This is a genomic window from Streptomyces sp. GL_148, from assembly GCF_057834205.1.
The window spans coordinates 1241362-1256936 of record NZ_CM174396.1; the positions used below are offsets into that span (position 1 = coordinate 1241362).

Annotated in this window: 16 protein-coding genes; 9 read left to right on the forward strand and 7 right to left on the reverse strand. The window is 72.3% G+C overall.

Annotated elements, in window-relative coordinates; translation table 11 throughout:
- Positions 1-82: 82 nt before the first annotated feature.
- Complete coding sequence (locus tag AC3IYI_RS05590; protein WP_489409153.1) at positions 83-2104, forward strand: ATP-binding protein; 2022 nt, start codon at positions 83-85, stop codon at positions 2102-2104.
- A 158-nt stretch (positions 2105-2262) separates the two neighbouring features.
- Here the strand turns inward: AC3IYI_RS05590 and AC3IYI_RS05595 are convergent, their stop codons facing one another.
- Entirely contained in the window at positions 2263-2448 is a 186-nt protein-coding gene (locus tag AC3IYI_RS05595; protein ID WP_243341733.1) for a DUF5999 family protein, read from the reverse strand.
- 155 nt (positions 2449-2603) lie between these two features.
- On the opposite strand from AC3IYI_RS05595, the gene AC3IYI_RS05600 reads away from it, so the two are divergent.
- On the forward strand, positions 2604-3041 hold the full coding sequence (locus AC3IYI_RS05600; protein WP_489409154.1) for an SRPBCC family protein: 438 nt from the start codon (positions 2604-2606) through the stop codon (positions 3039-3041).
- A gap of 128 nt (positions 3042-3169) precedes the next feature.
- Here the strand turns inward: AC3IYI_RS05600 and AC3IYI_RS05605 are convergent, their stop codons facing one another.
- Positions 3170-4399 (reverse strand): acyl-CoA dehydrogenase family protein, encoded by a 1230-nt coding sequence (locus AC3IYI_RS05605; RefSeq protein ID WP_250740162.1) that lies wholly within the window; start codon positions 4397-4399, stop codon positions 3170-3172.
- A 186-nt stretch (positions 4400-4585) separates the two neighbouring features.
- On the opposite strand from AC3IYI_RS05605, the gene AC3IYI_RS05610 reads away from it, so the two are divergent.
- Positions 4586-5230, forward strand: coding sequence for a TetR/AcrR family transcriptional regulator (locus AC3IYI_RS05610; RefSeq protein WP_489409155.1), 645 nt, complete (start codon positions 4586-4588; stop codon positions 5228-5230).
- A gap of 124 nt (positions 5231-5354) precedes the next feature.
- On the opposite strand, the gene def is transcribed toward AC3IYI_RS05610, so the two are convergent.
- Positions 5355-5909 carry a peptide deformylase gene (gene def, locus AC3IYI_RS05615; protein ID WP_327251569.1) on the reverse strand — a complete coding sequence of 185 codons (555 nt, stop codon included), beginning with the start codon at positions 5907-5909 and terminating at the stop codon, positions 5355-5357.
- Between the two features lie 123 nt (positions 5910-6032).
- Here def and AC3IYI_RS05620 point away from each other — a divergent pair, with 123 nt between their 5' ends.
- From AC3IYI_RS05620 to AC3IYI_RS05645, 6 genes are all read left to right on the forward strand, one after another.
- Complete coding sequence (locus tag AC3IYI_RS05620; RefSeq protein WP_243339605.1) at positions 6033-7271, forward strand: MurT ligase domain-containing protein; 1239 nt, start codon at positions 6033-6035, stop codon at positions 7269-7271.
- Between the two features lie 19 nt (positions 7272-7290).
- Positions 7291-8019, forward strand: coding sequence for a type 1 glutamine amidotransferase (locus tag AC3IYI_RS05625; RefSeq protein ID WP_489409156.1), 729 nt, complete (start codon positions 7291-7293; stop codon positions 8017-8019).
- Between the two features lie 215 nt (positions 8020-8234).
- The gene (locus tag AC3IYI_RS05630) at positions 8235-9263 is read left to right on the forward strand and encodes a 6-phosphofructokinase (RefSeq protein WP_243339607.1); all 1029 of its coding nucleotides are present in this window, start codon (positions 8235-8237) and stop codon (positions 9261-9263) included.
- Between the two features lie 133 nt (positions 9264-9396).
- Entirely contained in the window at positions 9397-10341 is a 945-nt protein-coding gene (locus AC3IYI_RS05635; RefSeq protein WP_489411898.1) for a cytochrome c oxidase assembly protein, read from the forward strand.
- A 32-nt stretch (positions 10342-10373) separates the two neighbouring features.
- The gene (locus tag AC3IYI_RS05640; RefSeq protein ID WP_250740168.1) at positions 10374-10532 is read left to right on the forward strand and encodes a hypothetical protein; all 159 of its coding nucleotides are present in this window, start codon (positions 10374-10376) and stop codon (positions 10530-10532) included.
- Between the two features lie 76 nt (positions 10533-10608).
- Positions 10609-11319 carry a lysophospholipid acyltransferase family protein gene (locus AC3IYI_RS05645; protein ID WP_489409157.1) on the forward strand — a complete coding sequence of 237 codons (711 nt, stop codon included), beginning with the start codon at positions 10609-10611 and terminating at the stop codon, positions 11317-11319.
- Between the two features lie 58 nt (positions 11320-11377).
- Here AC3IYI_RS05645 and AC3IYI_RS05650 read toward each other — a convergent pair whose 3' ends face one another.
- The 4 genes from AC3IYI_RS05650 to AC3IYI_RS05665 all read right to left on the reverse strand — a co-directional run bounded on the left by AC3IYI_RS05650 (position 11378) and on the right by AC3IYI_RS05665 (position 15552).
- On the reverse strand, positions 11378-13066 hold the full coding sequence (locus AC3IYI_RS05650; RefSeq protein ID WP_489409158.1) for an alpha/beta hydrolase: 1689 nt from the start codon (positions 13064-13066) through the stop codon (positions 11378-11380).
- A 221-nt stretch (positions 13067-13287) separates the two neighbouring features.
- Complete coding sequence (locus tag AC3IYI_RS05655; RefSeq protein WP_489411899.1) at positions 13288-14082, reverse strand: urease accessory protein UreD; 795 nt, start codon at positions 14080-14082, stop codon at positions 13288-13290.
- A gap of 32 nt (positions 14083-14114) precedes the next feature.
- On the reverse strand, positions 14115-14819 hold the full coding sequence (gene ureG / locus AC3IYI_RS05660; RefSeq protein WP_489409159.1) for an urease accessory protein UreG: 705 nt from the start codon (positions 14817-14819) through the stop codon (positions 14115-14117).
- 58 nt (positions 14820-14877) lie between these two features.
- Positions 14878-15552, reverse strand: a complete 675-nt coding sequence (locus AC3IYI_RS05665; protein WP_489409160.1) for an urease accessory protein UreF — start codon at positions 15550-15552, stop codon at positions 14878-14880.
- Positions 15553-15575: the final 23 nt, after the last annotated feature.

Consider the following 15575-nt stretch of genomic DNA (forward strand, 5'->3'; position numbering starts at 1 on the left):
TACTCCCGTGTTCGGTGAGTACTCGGTCAACAACAATCAGGCAGATTCCACGGACGGCGATCCTGGGCCAGACTCTGGCGCCGTGCCGGGAAACCTGCCGCCGGAAACGGCGAGCTTCGTGGGCCGTGAGCGTGAACTCGGCCTCCTCTGCGACCTGCTGCGCGAGCGACGGCTCGTGACGCTCACGGGCGTCGGCGGCGTCGGCAAGTCCAGGCTGGCCCTGCGGGCCGCCGCCGACCCCCGCCAGCGCAGGCCCGACGGGGTGTGGTGGGTGGAGCTCTCCCCGCTGCGCGACACCGAACTGCTGACCGCCACCGTCGCGCACGCCGTCGGCCTCGCCCACCAGTCCCCGCGCCCCCTGGACGAGGAACTGTGCGCGTGGATGGCCGACAAGGAGCTGCTGCTCGTCCTCGACACGTGCGAGCACCTGGTGGCCGCCTGCCGGCACCTGGTGGGCGAACTCCTGCAGTCCGCACCGGGCCTGACCGTGCTCATCACCACCCGCGAGCCGCTCCGCAGCCCCGGTGAGGACCTGGTCGAGGTCAGCCCGCTGCCCAGCGACGGACCCGACAGCGACGCCCTCGCCCTGTTCCGGGCCCGTGCGATCGCCGCCACCCCGCACGCCGCGGCCGCCTTCGCCGACCCGGACCGGGCGGCCCTCGCCGCGGACATCTGCCGCCGCCTGGACGGGATTCCCCTCGCCCTCGAACTGGCCGGCGCCCGGATGCGGCTCTGGACCCTGGAACAGATGGCGCAGCGCCTCGAAGGCCGCTTCGACCTGCTCTCCGGCACCGCCACGGCCCCGCTCCCCCGGCACCAGACGATGCGCACCGCGATCGGCTGGAGCCACGAACTGTGCGAGCCGGTCGAGCGGCTGCTGTGGGCCCGACTCTCGGTGTTCACCGGGGACTTCGACGTGGCCGCGGCGCGCGCGGTGTGCTCGGGCGGACCGCTGCCCGCCGCACGGGTGGAGCGGGTGCTGGCCGGCCTGGTGGCCAAGTCGGTGGTCCGGTGCAGCCGGGAACGGGGCGCGGGCGCCCGCTACCGGCTGCTGGACACCATCCGCGAGTACGGCCAGGACTGGCTGGCGGAGCTCGGCGAGGAACGGGTCGTCGCCGACCGGCACGCCCACTGGTACGCAGCCCTCTCGAAGGCCGCCGACCCGGGCTGGATGGGCCCGGGCCAGGTGGACTGGTACCGCAGGATGACCGCCGAGCACGCGCAGCTGCGTACCGCCCTGGAGCACCTGCTCCGCTCGGATCCCACGGCGGCCCTGGAGACGGCCGGCGCGCTCTGGTTCTTCTGGTTCTCCTGCGGCCACGTCCACGAGGGCCGGGCCTTCCTGGAACGGGCTCTGAGCCGGGGTCCGCGCTCGGGAGCCGCCTACGTCCAGGCCCTGTGGGCCCTGGGGCTCACCGCTCTGCTCCAGGGCGACCTGACCACGTCCCAGGAGCTCGGCAAGGCGTGCACCGGCGCGGCGGCCACCCTGGCCGACCCGGAGCCGGAGCTGCGCGCCGCGTACCTGCTCGCGGTGTCGGTGCTGATGCCGGGCGATCCCGTACGGGCCCTGGCGCTCGCCGGCCCCCGGGCGCGCGGGGGCCACGGCGGGAGACCCACCGGCGTGGGCTGGCTGCTGTGCCGGCTGGCCACCGGCTACGCCCTGTGCGACCTCGGGCGCTTCGAGGAGGCCGAGCAGGAGGCGCGGGGCCTGCGCGAGGCCTGCGCGGAGCTGGGCGAGCGCTGGCTGCGGGCGTACGCGGACTACATCCTGGCCATGGCGGCGTTCGGGCTCGGCCACCACGGGGAGGCGGCCCGACACGCGCGGGCGATGCTGTCGGGCAAGCGGCTGCTGGGCGACCGCTTCGGGATCGCGCTCGGTCTCGACCTGCTGGCGGCGGCGGTGGCGGCCCTGGGAGACGGCGAGCTGGCGGCCCGGCTACTGGGCACGGGGCACGCCTGGTGGCGCACGGTGGGCCGGCCGCAGATGGGCTCCCCCTCGCTCACGGCCGTGCGCGACCAGGGCGAACGGCAGGCCAGGGCGGCGATCGGCGACGAGGCGTACGAGAGCGCCTTCCTGGGCGGCGCGGCGGCTTCCACCGGCTGACGCCCGCCGTGGGCTCAGCCGATGTCGCCGTGGCGTAACTCCGGGGCTCCCGTCAGTACGGGAGGGGTCTGCCCGACGGTGTACGCAGGTCCAGGTCTCGGGGTGCGGGCTTCGGGACGGGCTTTCGGATCAGCTGCTGGCGCATGCTGCCTCCTCGCTCAGACCAGGGCCGGGCGGCGGGGTTCCACCGTGCGGCCGTCGGGGAGCAGTTCACCTGTGTCATCGAAGACGACGGCGCCGTTGCACAGCAGGTTCCAGCCCTGTTCGGGGTGGAAGGCCACGGTGCGTGCGGCGTCGTGGTCGACGCTGTCGGCGGTCGGGCAGGGGGGCTGGTGGGAGCACATGGCGCACCTCCTCGCAGAGTGGGGCGGGAAGGCCGGTGGTCACCCGGTCGAATCCGCGATCCACGGTGGCGGTGAGTATTACTGATCGCCACCCCCGGGCGGAACCCATATTCGCCGCCCAGTTCAGGGTGTGTATGCCCGCTTACGATGCGCTCATGCCCGCTATCCGGATCATTCGCCGCACACTTCTCGACACCGAGGTGGCGTGGAGGAGGCTGACGGACTGGGAACGCCACGCCGCCGCCGTCCCGCTCACCCGGGCGATCGTCGAAACGCCGCCTCCCACGCACACCGGAACCCGTTTCACCATGCGTACGGGCGTGGGGAGCATCACCTTCGACGACCCGATGGAAGTGACCTTCTGGCAGCCCCCGCAGGGCGGCTCCGCGGGACTGGTCCGGCTCGTCAAACACGGCCGCGTGGTGCGCGGCCGGGCGGAGATCGAGCTCCGCCCCTCGCCCGCGGGCGGCTGCGAGGCCGAATGGCGCGAGGAACTGCGCGTACGCGGCCTGGGCCGCCCCTTCGACCCCCTGGTGGCAGCGGCGGCGCGCCTCTTCTTCACCCGCGCCCTGGAAGCCCTCCTGCGCCCCTGAACGGCACGGCCGGGCCTTCGGGGCCCGGGGCGGCACGAGGGGCCGCCGGGCGGCACCGGCGCACGCAGGGGCCCGGGGCCGCCTCACGGCGGCCCCGGGCCCCTGACCTTCCCCGCTCCAGCCCCGCGCTAGCGGATCGGCATGCCCGAGAGCGTGCGCGCGATCACCAGCCGCTGGATCTCACTCGTCCCCTCGAAAATGGTGTAGATCGCGCTGTCGCGGTGCATGCGCTCCACCGGGTACTCGCGGGTGAAGCCGTTGCCGCCGAGGATCTGGACCGCCTGGGCGGTGACCTTCTTGGCGGTCTCGCTCGCGAACAGCTTGGACATCGAGCCCTCGGCCGAGGTGAAGGGCTTGCCCGCGACCGCCATCCAGGAAGCCCGCCACACCAGCAGCCGGGCCGCGTCGATGGAGGTCCGCATGTCCGCGAGCTGGAAGGCGACGCCCTGGTTGTCGATGATCGGCCGGCCGAACTGCGTACGGGTCTTCGCGTAGTCCAGCGCCACCTCGTACGCGGCGCGCGCCGTGCCGACCGCCATGGCGCCGACGGCCGGGCGGGAGGCCTCGAAGGTGGCCATGGCCGCGTTCTTCACACGCTCCCCGCCGCCCGCCTTGGCCCGCTCGTGGGCCCGCGCGAGCCGCTCGTCCAGCTTCTCCTTGCCGCCGAGCAGGCAGGAGCCGGGAATCCGTACGTCCTCCAGCACCACCTCGGCGGTGTGCGAGGCGCGGATGCCGTGCTTCTTGAACTTCTGCCCCTGCGACAGGCCCGGGGTGTTCGGCGGCACGATGAAGGAGGCGTGCCCCTTGGTCCCCAGCTCCGGGTCGACGACCGCCACCACGATGTGGACGTTGGCGATGCCGCCGTTGGTCGCCCAGGTCTTGGTCCCGTTGAGCACCCACTCGTCCGTCGCCTGGTCGTACACGGCGCGGGTGCGCATCGCGCCGACGTCGGAGCCGGCGTCGGGCTCGGAGGAGCAGAAGGCGGCGACCTTCACGTCGTCCGGGGTGCCGTACATCTGCGGGATCCAGGTCCCGATCTGCTCCTCGGTGCCGTTGGCGACGACGCCGATGGCGGCGAGCCCGGTGCCGACGATCGACAGCGCGATGCCCGCGTCGCCCCAGAACAGCTCCTCCATGGCCATCGGGATGCCGAGGCCGGTGGGGTCGAAGAACTGCTGGGCGTAGAAGTCGAGGGAGTAGATGCCGACCTTGGCGGCCTCCTGGATGACGGGCCACGGAGTCTCTTCGCGCTCGTCCCATTCCGCGGCGGCGGGGCGGATCACGTCGGCGGCGAAGCCGTGGATCCAGTCCCGTACCTGCTTCTGGTCGTCGTTGAGCTCCATGGTGAACTCCGCCATGTCCCCTCCAGCTTTCTCTGCACAGGAGTTACCAGCGGTAACCCTCACTCCGACTCCAGTCTGTTACCGGCCGGTAAGCACTGTCAAGCAGCAGCGATCACGGACCGCCGATGAGATCACCAGGGTGTGCGGGGTGTTACGTTGCGTGGGCGTCAGGACATCGCAAGGGCGGGGAGTGAACAGGGCATGGAGACCACACGGCAGTCCGGCGAGCCGGGAGCGGGCGAGCGCCGGCGGCGGGAGCTGCTGGAGGCCGCCGACCGGGTCGTCCTCAGAGACGGACCCAAGGCGTCCATGAACGCCATCGCGGCGGAGGCCGGGATCACCAAGCCCATCCTCTACCGCCACTTCGGCGACAAGGCGGGCCTCTACCAGGCCCTGGCCGTCCGGCACACGGACGCCCTGCTCGACTCGCTGCGCGCGGCGCTGGACGCACCCGCCGAACGTCGCAGGCGGGTGGAGGCCACCCTCGACACCTATCTCGCGGCGATCGAGGCCCGGCCCCAGGTCTACCGCTTCCTCATGCACCCGGCCGAGGACTCCCAGGCCCCCGAGCGCGGCTTCGACGTCGGCCTGCACTCGGCCCCGCTGCTGCGCCGCCTCGGCGAGGAACTGGCCCAGGTGATCGGCGAACGCGTGGACCTGGGCCCCGGCGGCGAACGCCTGGCCCGGGTCTGGGGCCACGGCATCGTCGGCATGATGCACGCGGCCGGCGACTGGTGGCTCGGCGAACGCCCCTGCGAACGCGCGGAACTCGTCGGCGCCCTCACCGACCTCCTGTGGGGCCGCCTGGCCACAGCCGGCAACCGGGCGGACGGCCCGGGCTTCTGAGCCCACCCGGGCACATCCGGCGCCGCCGGGGCAAATCCAGCCTCGCCGGCGTTTGAGGCGCGGGTCCGGGCAGAGCCCGGCGCCCGGCGGAGCCGGGGTTCCTGGGGCGCCGGCCGTCCGCAAGCTAGTCGCGCAGCGCCGCCGCGCCCCAGTCGGTCTTGCGGATGGCCCTCCGCAGGCGCCGGGCCCGCAGCCCGGTCACCCGGTCCGCGTACACCACACCGGCCAGGTGATCGCACTCGTGCTGCAGGCACCGCGCGAAGAACCCGGTCCCGGAGATCCGTACGGCCGCGCCGTCCGAGGTGACACCCTCCACCACCGCGCTGTCGTAGCGGAGCGTCCCCGCCTCCAGCCCCGGCAGGGACAAGCAGCCCTCGGGGCCCAGGAACTCGTCCCCGTCGGCGGACACCAGCCGCGGGTTGACGATGTGCCCGACGTGGCGGACGTCCTCGTCGTCGGGGCAGTCGTATACGAACACCCGCTGTCCGACGCCGATCTGGTTCGCGGCGAGGCCGACGCCCTGGGCGGCGTACATCGTGGCGAACATGTCCTCGATGAGCCGGTCGAGGGCCGGGCCGAACTCGGTGACCTCCGCGCAAGCGGAATGGAGCACCGGGTCGCCCAGCAGGCTCATGGTGCGGACGATGCCGGAGGTACCGGGGAGGGGGCGCTGTCGCATGGCGGTAAGACTACGACGGGCGACTATATGAGGAGATCTTCGGCAGACCGGGGGCGCCGCGGTCGGGGCGCGGGCAGGTCATGGATAGGCTGGGGGTGACCGACGCAAGGAGGACAAGGGACGATGGCAGGCAACACAGAGCCGCTTTCGCCGCGGGCCAAGCTGGCCGTGACGGCGGGCAAGGCCGCGGCGGCGGTGTCGCGGGCCGCGGGACGCGGAAGCGGATCGGTGATCGGAGGAAAGGTCGCGCTCAAGCTCGACCCCGATCTCCTCGGCGCGCTGGCGCAGCATCTCGACGTCGTCCTCGTCTCGGCGACGAACGGCAAGACCACGACGACCCGGCTCATCGCGGAGGCCCTGCGGGCCAGCGGCCCGGTCGTCTCGAACGCCCTGGGCGCCAACATGCCGGCGGGCATCACCTCCGCCCTGGCGGGCGGCTCGGACGCCAAGTACGGCGTCATCGAGGTGGACGAGAAGTACCTGGCCGGAGTGGCCCGGGACGTCACCCCCAAGGTGATCGCCCTGCTGAACCTCTCCCGCGACCAGCTGGACCGCGCCGCCGAGACCCGCATGCTCGCGGAGAAGTGGCGCGAGGGCCTCTCGGGTTCCAAGGCGGTCGTCGTCGCGAACTGCGACGACCCGCTGATCGTGTGGGCCGCCTCCTCCTCGCAGAACGTGGTGTGGGTCGCGGCCGGCCAGGAGTGGAAGGACGACGCCTGGTCGTGCCCCTCCTGCGGTGGCGTCATGCAGCGTCCGGGCGACGACTGGTTCTGCGGCGAGTGCGGTTTCCGGCGCCCCACCCCGAGCTGGGTGCTCTCCGGTGACCACGTGCTCGACCCGCACGGCAGCGCCTGGCCGATCAGCCTCCAGCTCCCGGGCCGCGCCAACAAGGCGAACGCGGCCACCTCGGCCGCCGTGGCAGCCGTCTTCGGCGTCCCGCCGCAGGTGGCGCTGGAGCGGATGTACCAGGTGCAGGCCGTCGCCGGACGCTACGACGTGGTGAGCTTCCAGGGCCGCGAACTGCGCCTGCTGCTCGCGAAGAACCCGGCCGGCTGGCTGGAGACCTTCTCCCTGATCGACCCGCCGCCGACCCCGGTGATCCTGTCGGTGAACGCACGCGGCGCGGACGGCACCGACACCTCCTGGCTGTGGGACGTGGACTACCCGCGCCTGGCCGGCCACCCGATCTTCGTGATCGGCGACCGCAAGCTGGACCTCGCGGTCCGTCTGGAAGTCGCGGGCCTGGACTTCCGGGTGTGCGAGACCCTCGACGAGGCCGTGCAGCTGGCGCCGCCCGGACAGATCGAGCTGATCGCCAACTACACCGCCTTCCAGGACGTGCGCCGCCGCGTCGGCAACTAGTACCCATAAGGACAAGAGCATGAGCGACAACAGCCTGCGTCTGGTGTGGGTCTACCCCGACCTGCTCAGCACGTACGGAGACCAGGGCAACGCCCTGGTCGTCGAGCGCCGGGCCCGCCGGCGCGGCCTGGACGTGCAGCGCGTGGACGTGCGCAGCGACCAGCCGATCCCGACCTCGGGCGACATCTACCTGATCGGCGGCGGCGAGGACCGGCCGCAGCGGCTGGCCGCGGAGCGGCTGCTGCGCGACGGCGGTCTGGAGCGCGCCGTCTCGAACGGGGCGATCGTCTTCTCCGTCTGCGCCGGCTACCAGATCCTGGGGCAGGAGTTCGTCAACGACGTCGGCGAGCGTCAGCAGGGCCTCGGCCTGCTGGACGTGGTGACCGTGCGCGGCGAGGGCGAGCGGTGCGTCGGCGACGTGCTGGCGGACATCGATCCGCGGCTCGGCCTGCCGCAGCTGACCGGCTTCGAGAACCACCAGGGGGTCACGCACCTCGGCCCGACGGCCAAGCCGTTCGCCCACACCCGGCTCGGCCGGGGCAACGGCACCGGTGACGGTACCGAAGGCGCGTACAACGACACGGTGTTCGGCACGTACATGCACGGTCCCGTGATGGCGCGCAACCCGCAGATCGCGGACCTGCTGCTGAAGCTGGCCCTCGACGTGAACGCGCTGCCGCCCATCGACGACCGCTGGTACGAGGCGCTGCGCGCCGAGCGGATCGCGGCGGCCACACAGCCCGCGTAGCCCACGTAGCCACACCGCCACCGGCACCGCCGATACCCGGCGTTCGGCCCGGATTCCCCTCGGGGTGTCCGGGCCGACGTGTTTTCGTACGACTGATCTGACCAGCATGTGGAGGATGGTTCAGTCCACCCTCGATCCGCTTGTAGGGTGCTGGGTAGTTCCAACCGGACGACGTGGTCCGGTCGTCGGCCCACGTTGCAAAGGTCCTCCCTGCCATGCGCATAGGTGTGCTCACTTCCGGAGGCGACTGCCCCGGCCTCAATGCCGTCATCCGCTCCGTCGTGCACCGCGCCGTCGTCGACCACGGGGACGAGGTCATCGGTTTCCACGACGGCTGGCGCGGCCTGCTGGAGTGCGACTACCGCAAGCTCGACCTGGATGCCGTGAGCGGCATCCTGGCCCGTGGCGGAACGATTCTGGGCTCCTCCCGGGTCCAGCCCGCCCATCTGCGCGACGGCGTGGAGCGGGCCCGCGGCCACGTCGCCGATCTCGGCCTGGACGCCATCATCCCGATCGGCGGCGAAGGCACCCTGAAGGCCGCCAACCTGCTCTCGCAGGGCGGTCTGCCGATCGTCGGCGTCCCCAAGACGATCGACAACGACATCGCCTCGACCGACGTCACCTTCGGCTTCGACACCGCCGTCGGGGTCGCCACCGAGGCACTGGACCGGCTGAAGACCACCGCCGAGTCCCACCAGCGCGTGATGGTCGTGGAGGTCATGGGCCGCCACACCGGCTGGATCGCCCTGCACTCGGGCATGGCGGCCGGTGCGCACGCGATCGTCGTACCGGAGCGTCCCTTCGACATCGAGGAGCTGACGGCGATCGTCGGCGAACGCTTCGAGCAGGGCAAGCGCTTCGCGATCGTCGTGGTCGCCGAGGGCGCCAAGCCCGCCGAGGGCAGCTCGATGGCCCTGGAGGAGGGCGGCACCGACATGTACGGGCACGAGCGGTTCGCCGGCATCGGCAACCGCCTCGCCGTCGAGCTGGAGGACCGCCTCGGCAAGGAGGCCCGCCCGGTCATCCTGGGCCACGTGCAGCGCGGCGGCACGCCCACGGCGTACGACCGGGTCCTGGCGACCCGCTTCGGCTGGCACGCGGTGGAGGCGGCCCACCGGGGCGAGTTCGGGATGCTCACGGCGCTGCGCGGCACGGACATCGTCATGGTCCCGCTCGACGAGGCCGTGCAGACCCTGAAGACGGTCCCGTCCGAGCGCTACGCCGAGGCGCAGAACGTTTTGTGATCTTTCCCCCTTTCTGCGCGTCACTCCCGTAATGGCCGCCCCCGGACGATTTCCCGTCCGGGGGCGGCATTACTGTGGTGGGGCACCACGGGTCAAGGGAGTGAAGAGATTGAGTTACCTCGCGCACGGCACCATGGACATGCACGACATGAACATGGACCTGCCGCCCTTCACCCTCGGGCGCGGGCTGGAGTTCTCCTTCGACGCCTTCTTCCTGATCGGCTCGCTCCTCGGCCTCGCGCTGTACGGATGGGGCGTGGTGCGGCTGCGCCGGCGCGGGGACTCCTGGCCGGTCGGGCGGACGGTCGCCTTCACCATCGGCGTGCTGAGCGTGGCCCTGGTGATGTGCACCAAGCTGAACGACTACGGCATGGTCATGTTCAGCGTGCACATGGTCCAGCACATGGTGATCAGCATGCTCAGCCCGATCCTGCTGCTGCTGGGCGCACCCGTGACGCTGGCGCTGCGCGCGCTGCCGCCGGCGGCCCGCGGCCACAAGGGGCCGCGCGAGCTGCTGCTGATGCTCCTGCACAGCCGGTACATGAAGGTGATCACCCATCCGGTGTTCACCATCCCGATGTTCATCGCCAGCCTCTACGGCCTGTACTTCACCCCGCTCTTCGACTTCCTGATGGGGTCGAAGACCGGCCACATCGCGATGATGGTGCACTTCCTCGCCGTCGGCCTCGTCTTCTTCTGGCCGATCATGGGCGTGGACCCGGGCCCGCACCGCCCCGGCTACGTGATGCGGATGCTGGAGCTGTTCGCCGGAATGCCCTTCCACGCCTTCTTCGGCATCGCGCTGATGATGGGCAGCGAGCCGATGATCAAGACGTACGCGAATCCGCCCGCGTCCCTCGGCATCGACCCGCTGCTCGACCAGCAGTGGGGCGGCGGCATCGCCTGGGCCTTCAGCGAGGTCCCCTCGGTGCTGGTGCTCATCGCGCTGGTCTACCAGTGGTACCACTCGGAACAGCGGGCCGCGAAGCGCTCCGACCGGTCCGAGGACCGCAACGGGGACCAGGAGCTGGCGGCCTACAACTCGTATCTCGCCTCGCTCCAAGCGCGTGGCCAGTAGCGCTGGACCGCCTTCAGGCGCCACCATGGGGCATGACCGGATCCGTGAAGGCGATGGCAGTGATGACCTTCGCCTCTCTGGTGGCGATCGCCACGTATTCCGTGGCCCTCGGAAGCAACGGCTGGCTGTGGTTCGGCTGGGTGGTGCTGGGGCTGCTCACCGCGGGCATGGCGGCCTCGGGCGGTACCTGAGCCGACGCCCCCTCCGTCCCCGGGCGAGCCGTCCGTAGGATGTCCGTGACCACGGGACGTCGACGGGAGCCGCCTGGTGTTCTACCACTTGCTCAAGCACGTGATCCTGGGGCCGCTGCTGCGGCTCCTGTTCCGGCCCCGCATCGAAGGACTGGAGAACATTCCCGAGGACGGGGCCGCGATCATCGCGGGCAACCACCTCTCCTTCTCCGACCACTTCCTGATGCCCGCGATCCTCAAGCGGCGCATCACCTTCCTCGCGAAGGCCGAGTACTTCACCGGACCGGGAGTGAAGGGACGGCTCACCGCCGCCTTCTTCCGCAGCGCCGGACAGATCCCGGTCGACCGCTCCGGTAAGGACGCCGGTCAGGCCGCGCTCCGCGAGGGGCTCGGGGTGCTGTCCAAGGGCGAGCTGCTGGGCATCTATCCGGAGGGCACCCGCTCGCACGACGGGCGGCTGTACAAGGGCAAGGTCGGCGTAGCCGCGATGGCGCTGGGCGCCGCGGTGCCCGTCGTCCCGTGCGCGATGGTCGGGACCTTCGAGATCCAGCCGCCCGGGCAGAAGATCCCCAGCATCCGCCGGGTCACGATCCGCTTCGGCCGACCGCTGGACTTCTCCCGGTACGCGGGGATGGAGGGCGAGCGGGCCGTCCTGCGGGCCATCACCGACGAGATCATGTACGAGGTCCTCGCCCTGTCCGGCCAGGAGTACGTGGACCGGTACGCCGCCGAGGTCAAGGCCGAGGAAGAGGAAGCACGGAAGAAGGCCCGGCGCAGGACGCGCTGAGCCTTCTCCCGTGCCGGGCCCCTCCCCTGTGGGTCGGAGCCGTTGCCTCCCGGTCCGGTTAGCGGATGGCCGGGAGCTCGTCGATCGCCCGCTGGTCCGCGGCCGGGGCCGGGGCGAGCAGCTTGGCGGCGACGGGGGCCGGGGCCACCGGAGTGGCGTGCGGACCGCACGTCACGTTCTGGGCGTCCACCTTGCCGGTGAGCAGGTAGGTGTCGACCCGGGTGTTGATGCAGGGGTTCACCAGGTTGGTGACACCGTGCGATCCGGCGCCCTGCTCGGTGATCAGACGCGAGCCGGCGAGCCGGTTGTTCAGCGAGACCCCGCCCTTGTACGGCGTGGCCGCGTCCCGCTCGGCCTGGACGATCAGCACCGGCGGCAGGCCGCGGTGAGCGCCGACCCCGACCTCGATGGCGTTGTGCTGCTTGGACTTCCAGGTGGCGCAGGGCAGGTTCATCCACGCGTTGGCCCAGGTCATGAAGGGGTACTGGGCGTGCAGCTTGGTGTTGTCCCGGTCCCACTTGGACCAGCTGGTGGGCCACTTGGCGTCGGCGCACTCGACGGCGGTGTAGACCGCGTTGCCGTTCTCCGCCGAGGCGTTGCCCTGGATGTCGCTCATGTCGGGGGCGATGGCGTCGATCAGCGCCTGCTCGTCACCGGCGGCGTACGCGGACCAGGTCTGGGCGACGGGCACCCAGGAGGAGTCGTAGTACGGGGCGCTCTGGAAGAAGCCGATGAGCTCGGCCGGGCCGACGATCCCACCGAGCGGGTTGGCCTTGGCCTTGGCGCGCAGCTCGAGCCACTTGGCCTCGACCTCTGCGCGGGTCTTGCCGAGGTGGAAGGAGGCGTCGTTCTTGGCGACCCAGTCCTCCCAGTCGTTCCAGCGCATCTGGAAGGCGACGTCCTGGCCGAGGTTGGCCTCGTACCAGATGTTGTCGCGGGCCGGGTCCACCACGCTGTCCGCGATCATGCGGCGCACGTGCGTCGGGAACAGGGTGGCGTAGACCCCGGCGATGTAGGTGCCGTAGGAGACGCCGATGAAGTTCAGCTTCTTCTCGCCGAGGGCGGCACGGATGACGTCCAGGTCACGCGCGACGTTCGGCGTGGTCATGAACGGCAGCATCTCGCCGCTGCGCTCCTTGCAGCCGTCCGCGTACTCCTCGGCGAGCTTGCGCTGGGCGTCCTTGTCGGCCTGGGTGTCCGGCACCGGGTCGACCTTGGGTGCCTTGACGAACTCCTGCGGGTCGATGCAGGAGATCGGCGCGGAGTGGCCGACGCCGCGCGGGTCGAAGCCCACGAAGTCGTACGCCTTGGCGGTGTTGACCCACAGCGGGCTGTTGGTGGTGATGCGGCGGGGGAAGCGCATGCCGGAGCCGCCGGGGCCGCCCGGGTTGTAGACGAGGGCGCCCTGGCGCTCTTCCTTGGTGCCGGTGCTGACGGCGCGGTCGACCGCGAGGTCGATGGTCTTGCCGAAGGGCTTGCTGTAGTCGAGCGGGACCTTCACATAGCCGCACTGGATGGGCGCCGCGAAGCCCCAGTCGGGCGGGCAGTCCTTCCAGTCGATCCCGGCGCGCGCCGCGCGGGCGGCGGCGATCTGGGTGCCGAACGCCTCGGCGATCGGGTTGTCGCGGCCGGAGGGGCCGGGCGAGAAGGCCGAGGAGGCCGACGCCGACGGGGCGAGCAGCAGGCTCGCCGCCAGCGTGCCGGTGACCAGAGTGGCGGCGCTCCCCAGCACCGCGTTGCGTATCACGTAGTTGTTCCCCCTGCGTCATCCGCCGCCGTGGGCGGCGTGGTTCGTGCCGGTGTGGATGCACGTCGGCATGTCCAGGGGATACTTCCGCCTGACCGGGAGCGGGCGACAGAGCACGGGGCCGTTCTTTGCCAACCCGATATCCGGAAAGGGGTGTACCGCTCAGCGGTGTCGGGTTCGTCCCGGGTTCGGCGGTGGTCGGCCGTGGTGGCCGCCCGGGTTCACCAACCGTAGGCGGCGCAGGCGGAGTCGAGCAGTTCGCGGAGCCGCAACGCGTCCGGGGCCAGGGCCGTGACCAGGACGGCCGGACCCGCCAGCGGGGAGAGCGCCGCGAACTCCCCCAGCATCCCGGCCTGCGGCGGGGCCTTCGCGAACTCCGGGTCCACCACCAGCAGCTGGCCCAGCGCCCGGTGGCCCGCGAGTCCCGCCGGACCGTCCCAGCCGCCCGGCGCGCCGGGTCCGCAGGCCACCTCCTGGTCCAGCAGCGGGCGGCCGTCCCGGGTCACGGTGAGCCGGGCGCGCAGCAGGCCCGGAGCCTCCCCGGTGCGGCCGAGTACCTGCTCCTCGCGCAGCAGGAGCCGGGCGGTGGGGGCGAGTTCGGCGTGGGTACGGACCCGCAGGTCGCTGCCGCGCACCGAGATGAGGGGCTCCGGAAGCCAGCGCACCGCCGCTCCGTCCCCGAGCCGGAGCCGTACGTCGTACCGCGCGGGTTCCCCGTGCCGGCCGGGCAGCGCCAGCGTGGCCGCCGCCGAGCGGAGCACCAGCCGGGCGCCCGGTCCGGCGGTGGCCTCGACCGTGAGGTGGTCACCGCCCAGGGGGGCGCTCATGGCGCCGACCAGCATGACGCCCGCCTCGCCGGGCCCGCCCCGGGTGCGGCGCAGGGCGAGCGGCCCCTCCCCGGCCAGCAGCGGCAGGGCGGTGGAGCCCCGCCCGTCGGCGGCGGCCCCGATCCGGGCGGTGGCGCGCAGGCCGGCCGCAGCGGGGGCCGGGGGCCGGGCGGAGGGCGCGGCCGTCACCGTGGGGAGGGCCGCGGGGATCGCCGTAGGGCTCACCGGGCGGTCCAGGCGGCGATCCGCTCGCGCACCCAGGCGGCCACCGGGGCCACGCCCTCCTCGCCGCGCAGGGACTGGAAGGCGACGGGCAGTTCGCCGCGCTGTTCGGCGGCGTCGCGGGCCATCCGGCCCAGGTCCGAGCCGACGTGGGGGGCGAGGTCGGTCTTGTTGACGACGAGCAGGTCGGCGGTGGTGACGCCGGGGCCGCCCTTGCGCGGGATGTCGTCGCCGCCGGCCACGTCGATGACGAAGATCTGGGCGTCGACGAGGCCCCTGGAGAAGGTGGCGGTGAGGTTGTCGCCGCCGGACTCCACGAGGATCAGGTCGAGCCGTCCGTGTCCGTGGAAGGCCTCCTCCAGCTCCTCGACGGCCTCCAGGTTGGCGGAGATGTCGTCGCGGATGGCGGTGTGGGGGCAGGCGCCGGTCTCCACGGCGCTGATCCGCTCGGGCGGCAGGACGGCTTCGCGGAGCAGGAACTCGGCGTCCTCGCGGGTGTAGATGTCGTTGGTGACCACGGCCATGGACAGCTCCGCGCGCAGGGCTCGGCAGAGCGCGGCGACGGTGGCGGTCTTGCCTGAGCCGACGGGCCCGCCGAGGCCGATGCGCAGGGCCCGGCGGGTCCCGTCCGCCCGCAGCGGCTCGGCGCTGTGGGTGTGGCGGTGCGGGAAGATCCCACCGCCGAGGGAGGGGTCGAGGTGCATGGGGGTCTCCTTGGGCTGAAGCGGGGATGCGGGTGTGCGCCGGAGGGTGCTGGACGGCTCAGGAGGCGAACAGGCGTACCGGCCAGTCGGCATGGGCCTGCGCCGCGATGTCCAGCAGCGGCGAGGAGGCCGCGGGCAGGGTGTGCGTACCGTCGGTGAGGGCCCGTCGCGCGGCCCGTTCCGCGCGCCGGGACACGGAGTCCAGCTCGGGGGCGAGCACGGCCAGGACCCGGCTCGCCTCGAAGGGGTCCAGGCCGAGCAGCCGTACCGTGGCGGTGGCCGGCCCGCTCACGCTCTCGTACGCCGCCACGTGCGCGGCGTCCAGCGGCCCGAGCCCCGCCGACCGGGCCGTGACGCCGAGCACGACGGGCTGGTGCGCCCCGCGCGGGAACGCGACGGCCAGCGCTTCCAGTTCCGCGCCGGGCCAGGTGGCGCGGGCGGCCCGCATCAGCTGGCGCCCGAGCCGCCGCCCAGCGGTGCGCAGCGCGGGCGACGGGGTCCGGGCGTCGGCGGCTTCGTCGAGGGCCGCCGGGTCGATCCCGAGGGCCGCCGCCGCGGCGAGAGCGGCCGCGACGAGCCCGGTGGTGTGCAGCCGGCCGCGGCAGAACTCCGCCAGGGTCGCGGCGTCGTGGATCCGGCCCGCCTTGCAGGCGGCCTCGGCCCCGCCGGAGTGGGCGTGCCCTCCGGCGGGGAAGCGGCCGTCGGCGAGGACGAGGAGGGTGGCGAGGCTCATCGGAACAGAGCCCTCCCGTCAGA

What these genes read in the sequence shown, in the direction of transcription:
- AC3IYI_RS05600 (WP_489409154.1), top strand. Translation starts at nt 2,604, where the DNA reads ATGCCCGCTATCCGGATCATTCGCCGCACACTTCTCGACACCGAGGTG.
- def (WP_327251569.1), bottom strand. Translation starts at nt 5,909, where the DNA reads ATGCGACAGCGCCCCCTCCCCGGTACCTCCGGCATCGTCCGCACCATG.
- AC3IYI_RS05625 (WP_489409156.1), top strand. Translation starts at nt 7,291, where the DNA reads ATGAGCGACAACAGCCTGCGTCTGGTGTGGGTCTACCCCGACCTGCTC.
- AC3IYI_RS05665 (WP_489409160.1), bottom strand. Translation starts at nt 15,552, where the DNA reads ATGAGCCTCGCCACCCTCCTCGTCCTCGCCGACGGCCGCTTCCCCGCC.
- AC3IYI_RS05630 (WP_243339607.1), top strand. Translation starts at nt 8,235, where the DNA reads ATGCGCATAGGTGTGCTCACTTCCGGAGGCGACTGCCCCGGCCTCAAT.
- AC3IYI_RS05620 (WP_243339605.1), top strand. Translation starts at nt 6,033, where the DNA reads ATGGCAGGCAACACAGAGCCGCTTTCGCCGCGGGCCAAGCTGGCCGTG.
- ureG (WP_489409159.1), bottom strand. Translation starts at nt 14,819, where the DNA reads ATGCACCTCGACCCCTCCCTCGGCGGTGGGATCTTCCCGCACCGCCAC.
- AC3IYI_RS05610 (WP_489409155.1), top strand. Translation starts at nt 4,586, where the DNA reads ATGGAGACCACACGGCAGTCCGGCGAGCCGGGAGCGGGCGAGCGCCGG.
- AC3IYI_RS05640 (WP_250740168.1), top strand. Translation starts at nt 10,374, where the DNA reads ATGACCGGATCCGTGAAGGCGATGGCAGTGATGACCTTCGCCTCTCTG.
- AC3IYI_RS05605 (WP_250740162.1), bottom strand. Translation starts at nt 4,399, where the DNA reads ATGGCGGAGTTCACCATGGAGCTCAACGACGACCAGAAGCAGGTACGG.
- AC3IYI_RS05635 (WP_489411898.1), top strand. Translation starts at nt 9,397, where the DNA reads ATGGACATGCACGACATGAACATGGACCTGCCGCCCTTCACCCTCGGG.
- AC3IYI_RS05595 (WP_243341733.1), bottom strand. Translation starts at nt 2,448, where the DNA reads ATGTGCTCCCACCAGCCCCCCTGCCCGACCGCCGACAGCGTCGACCAC.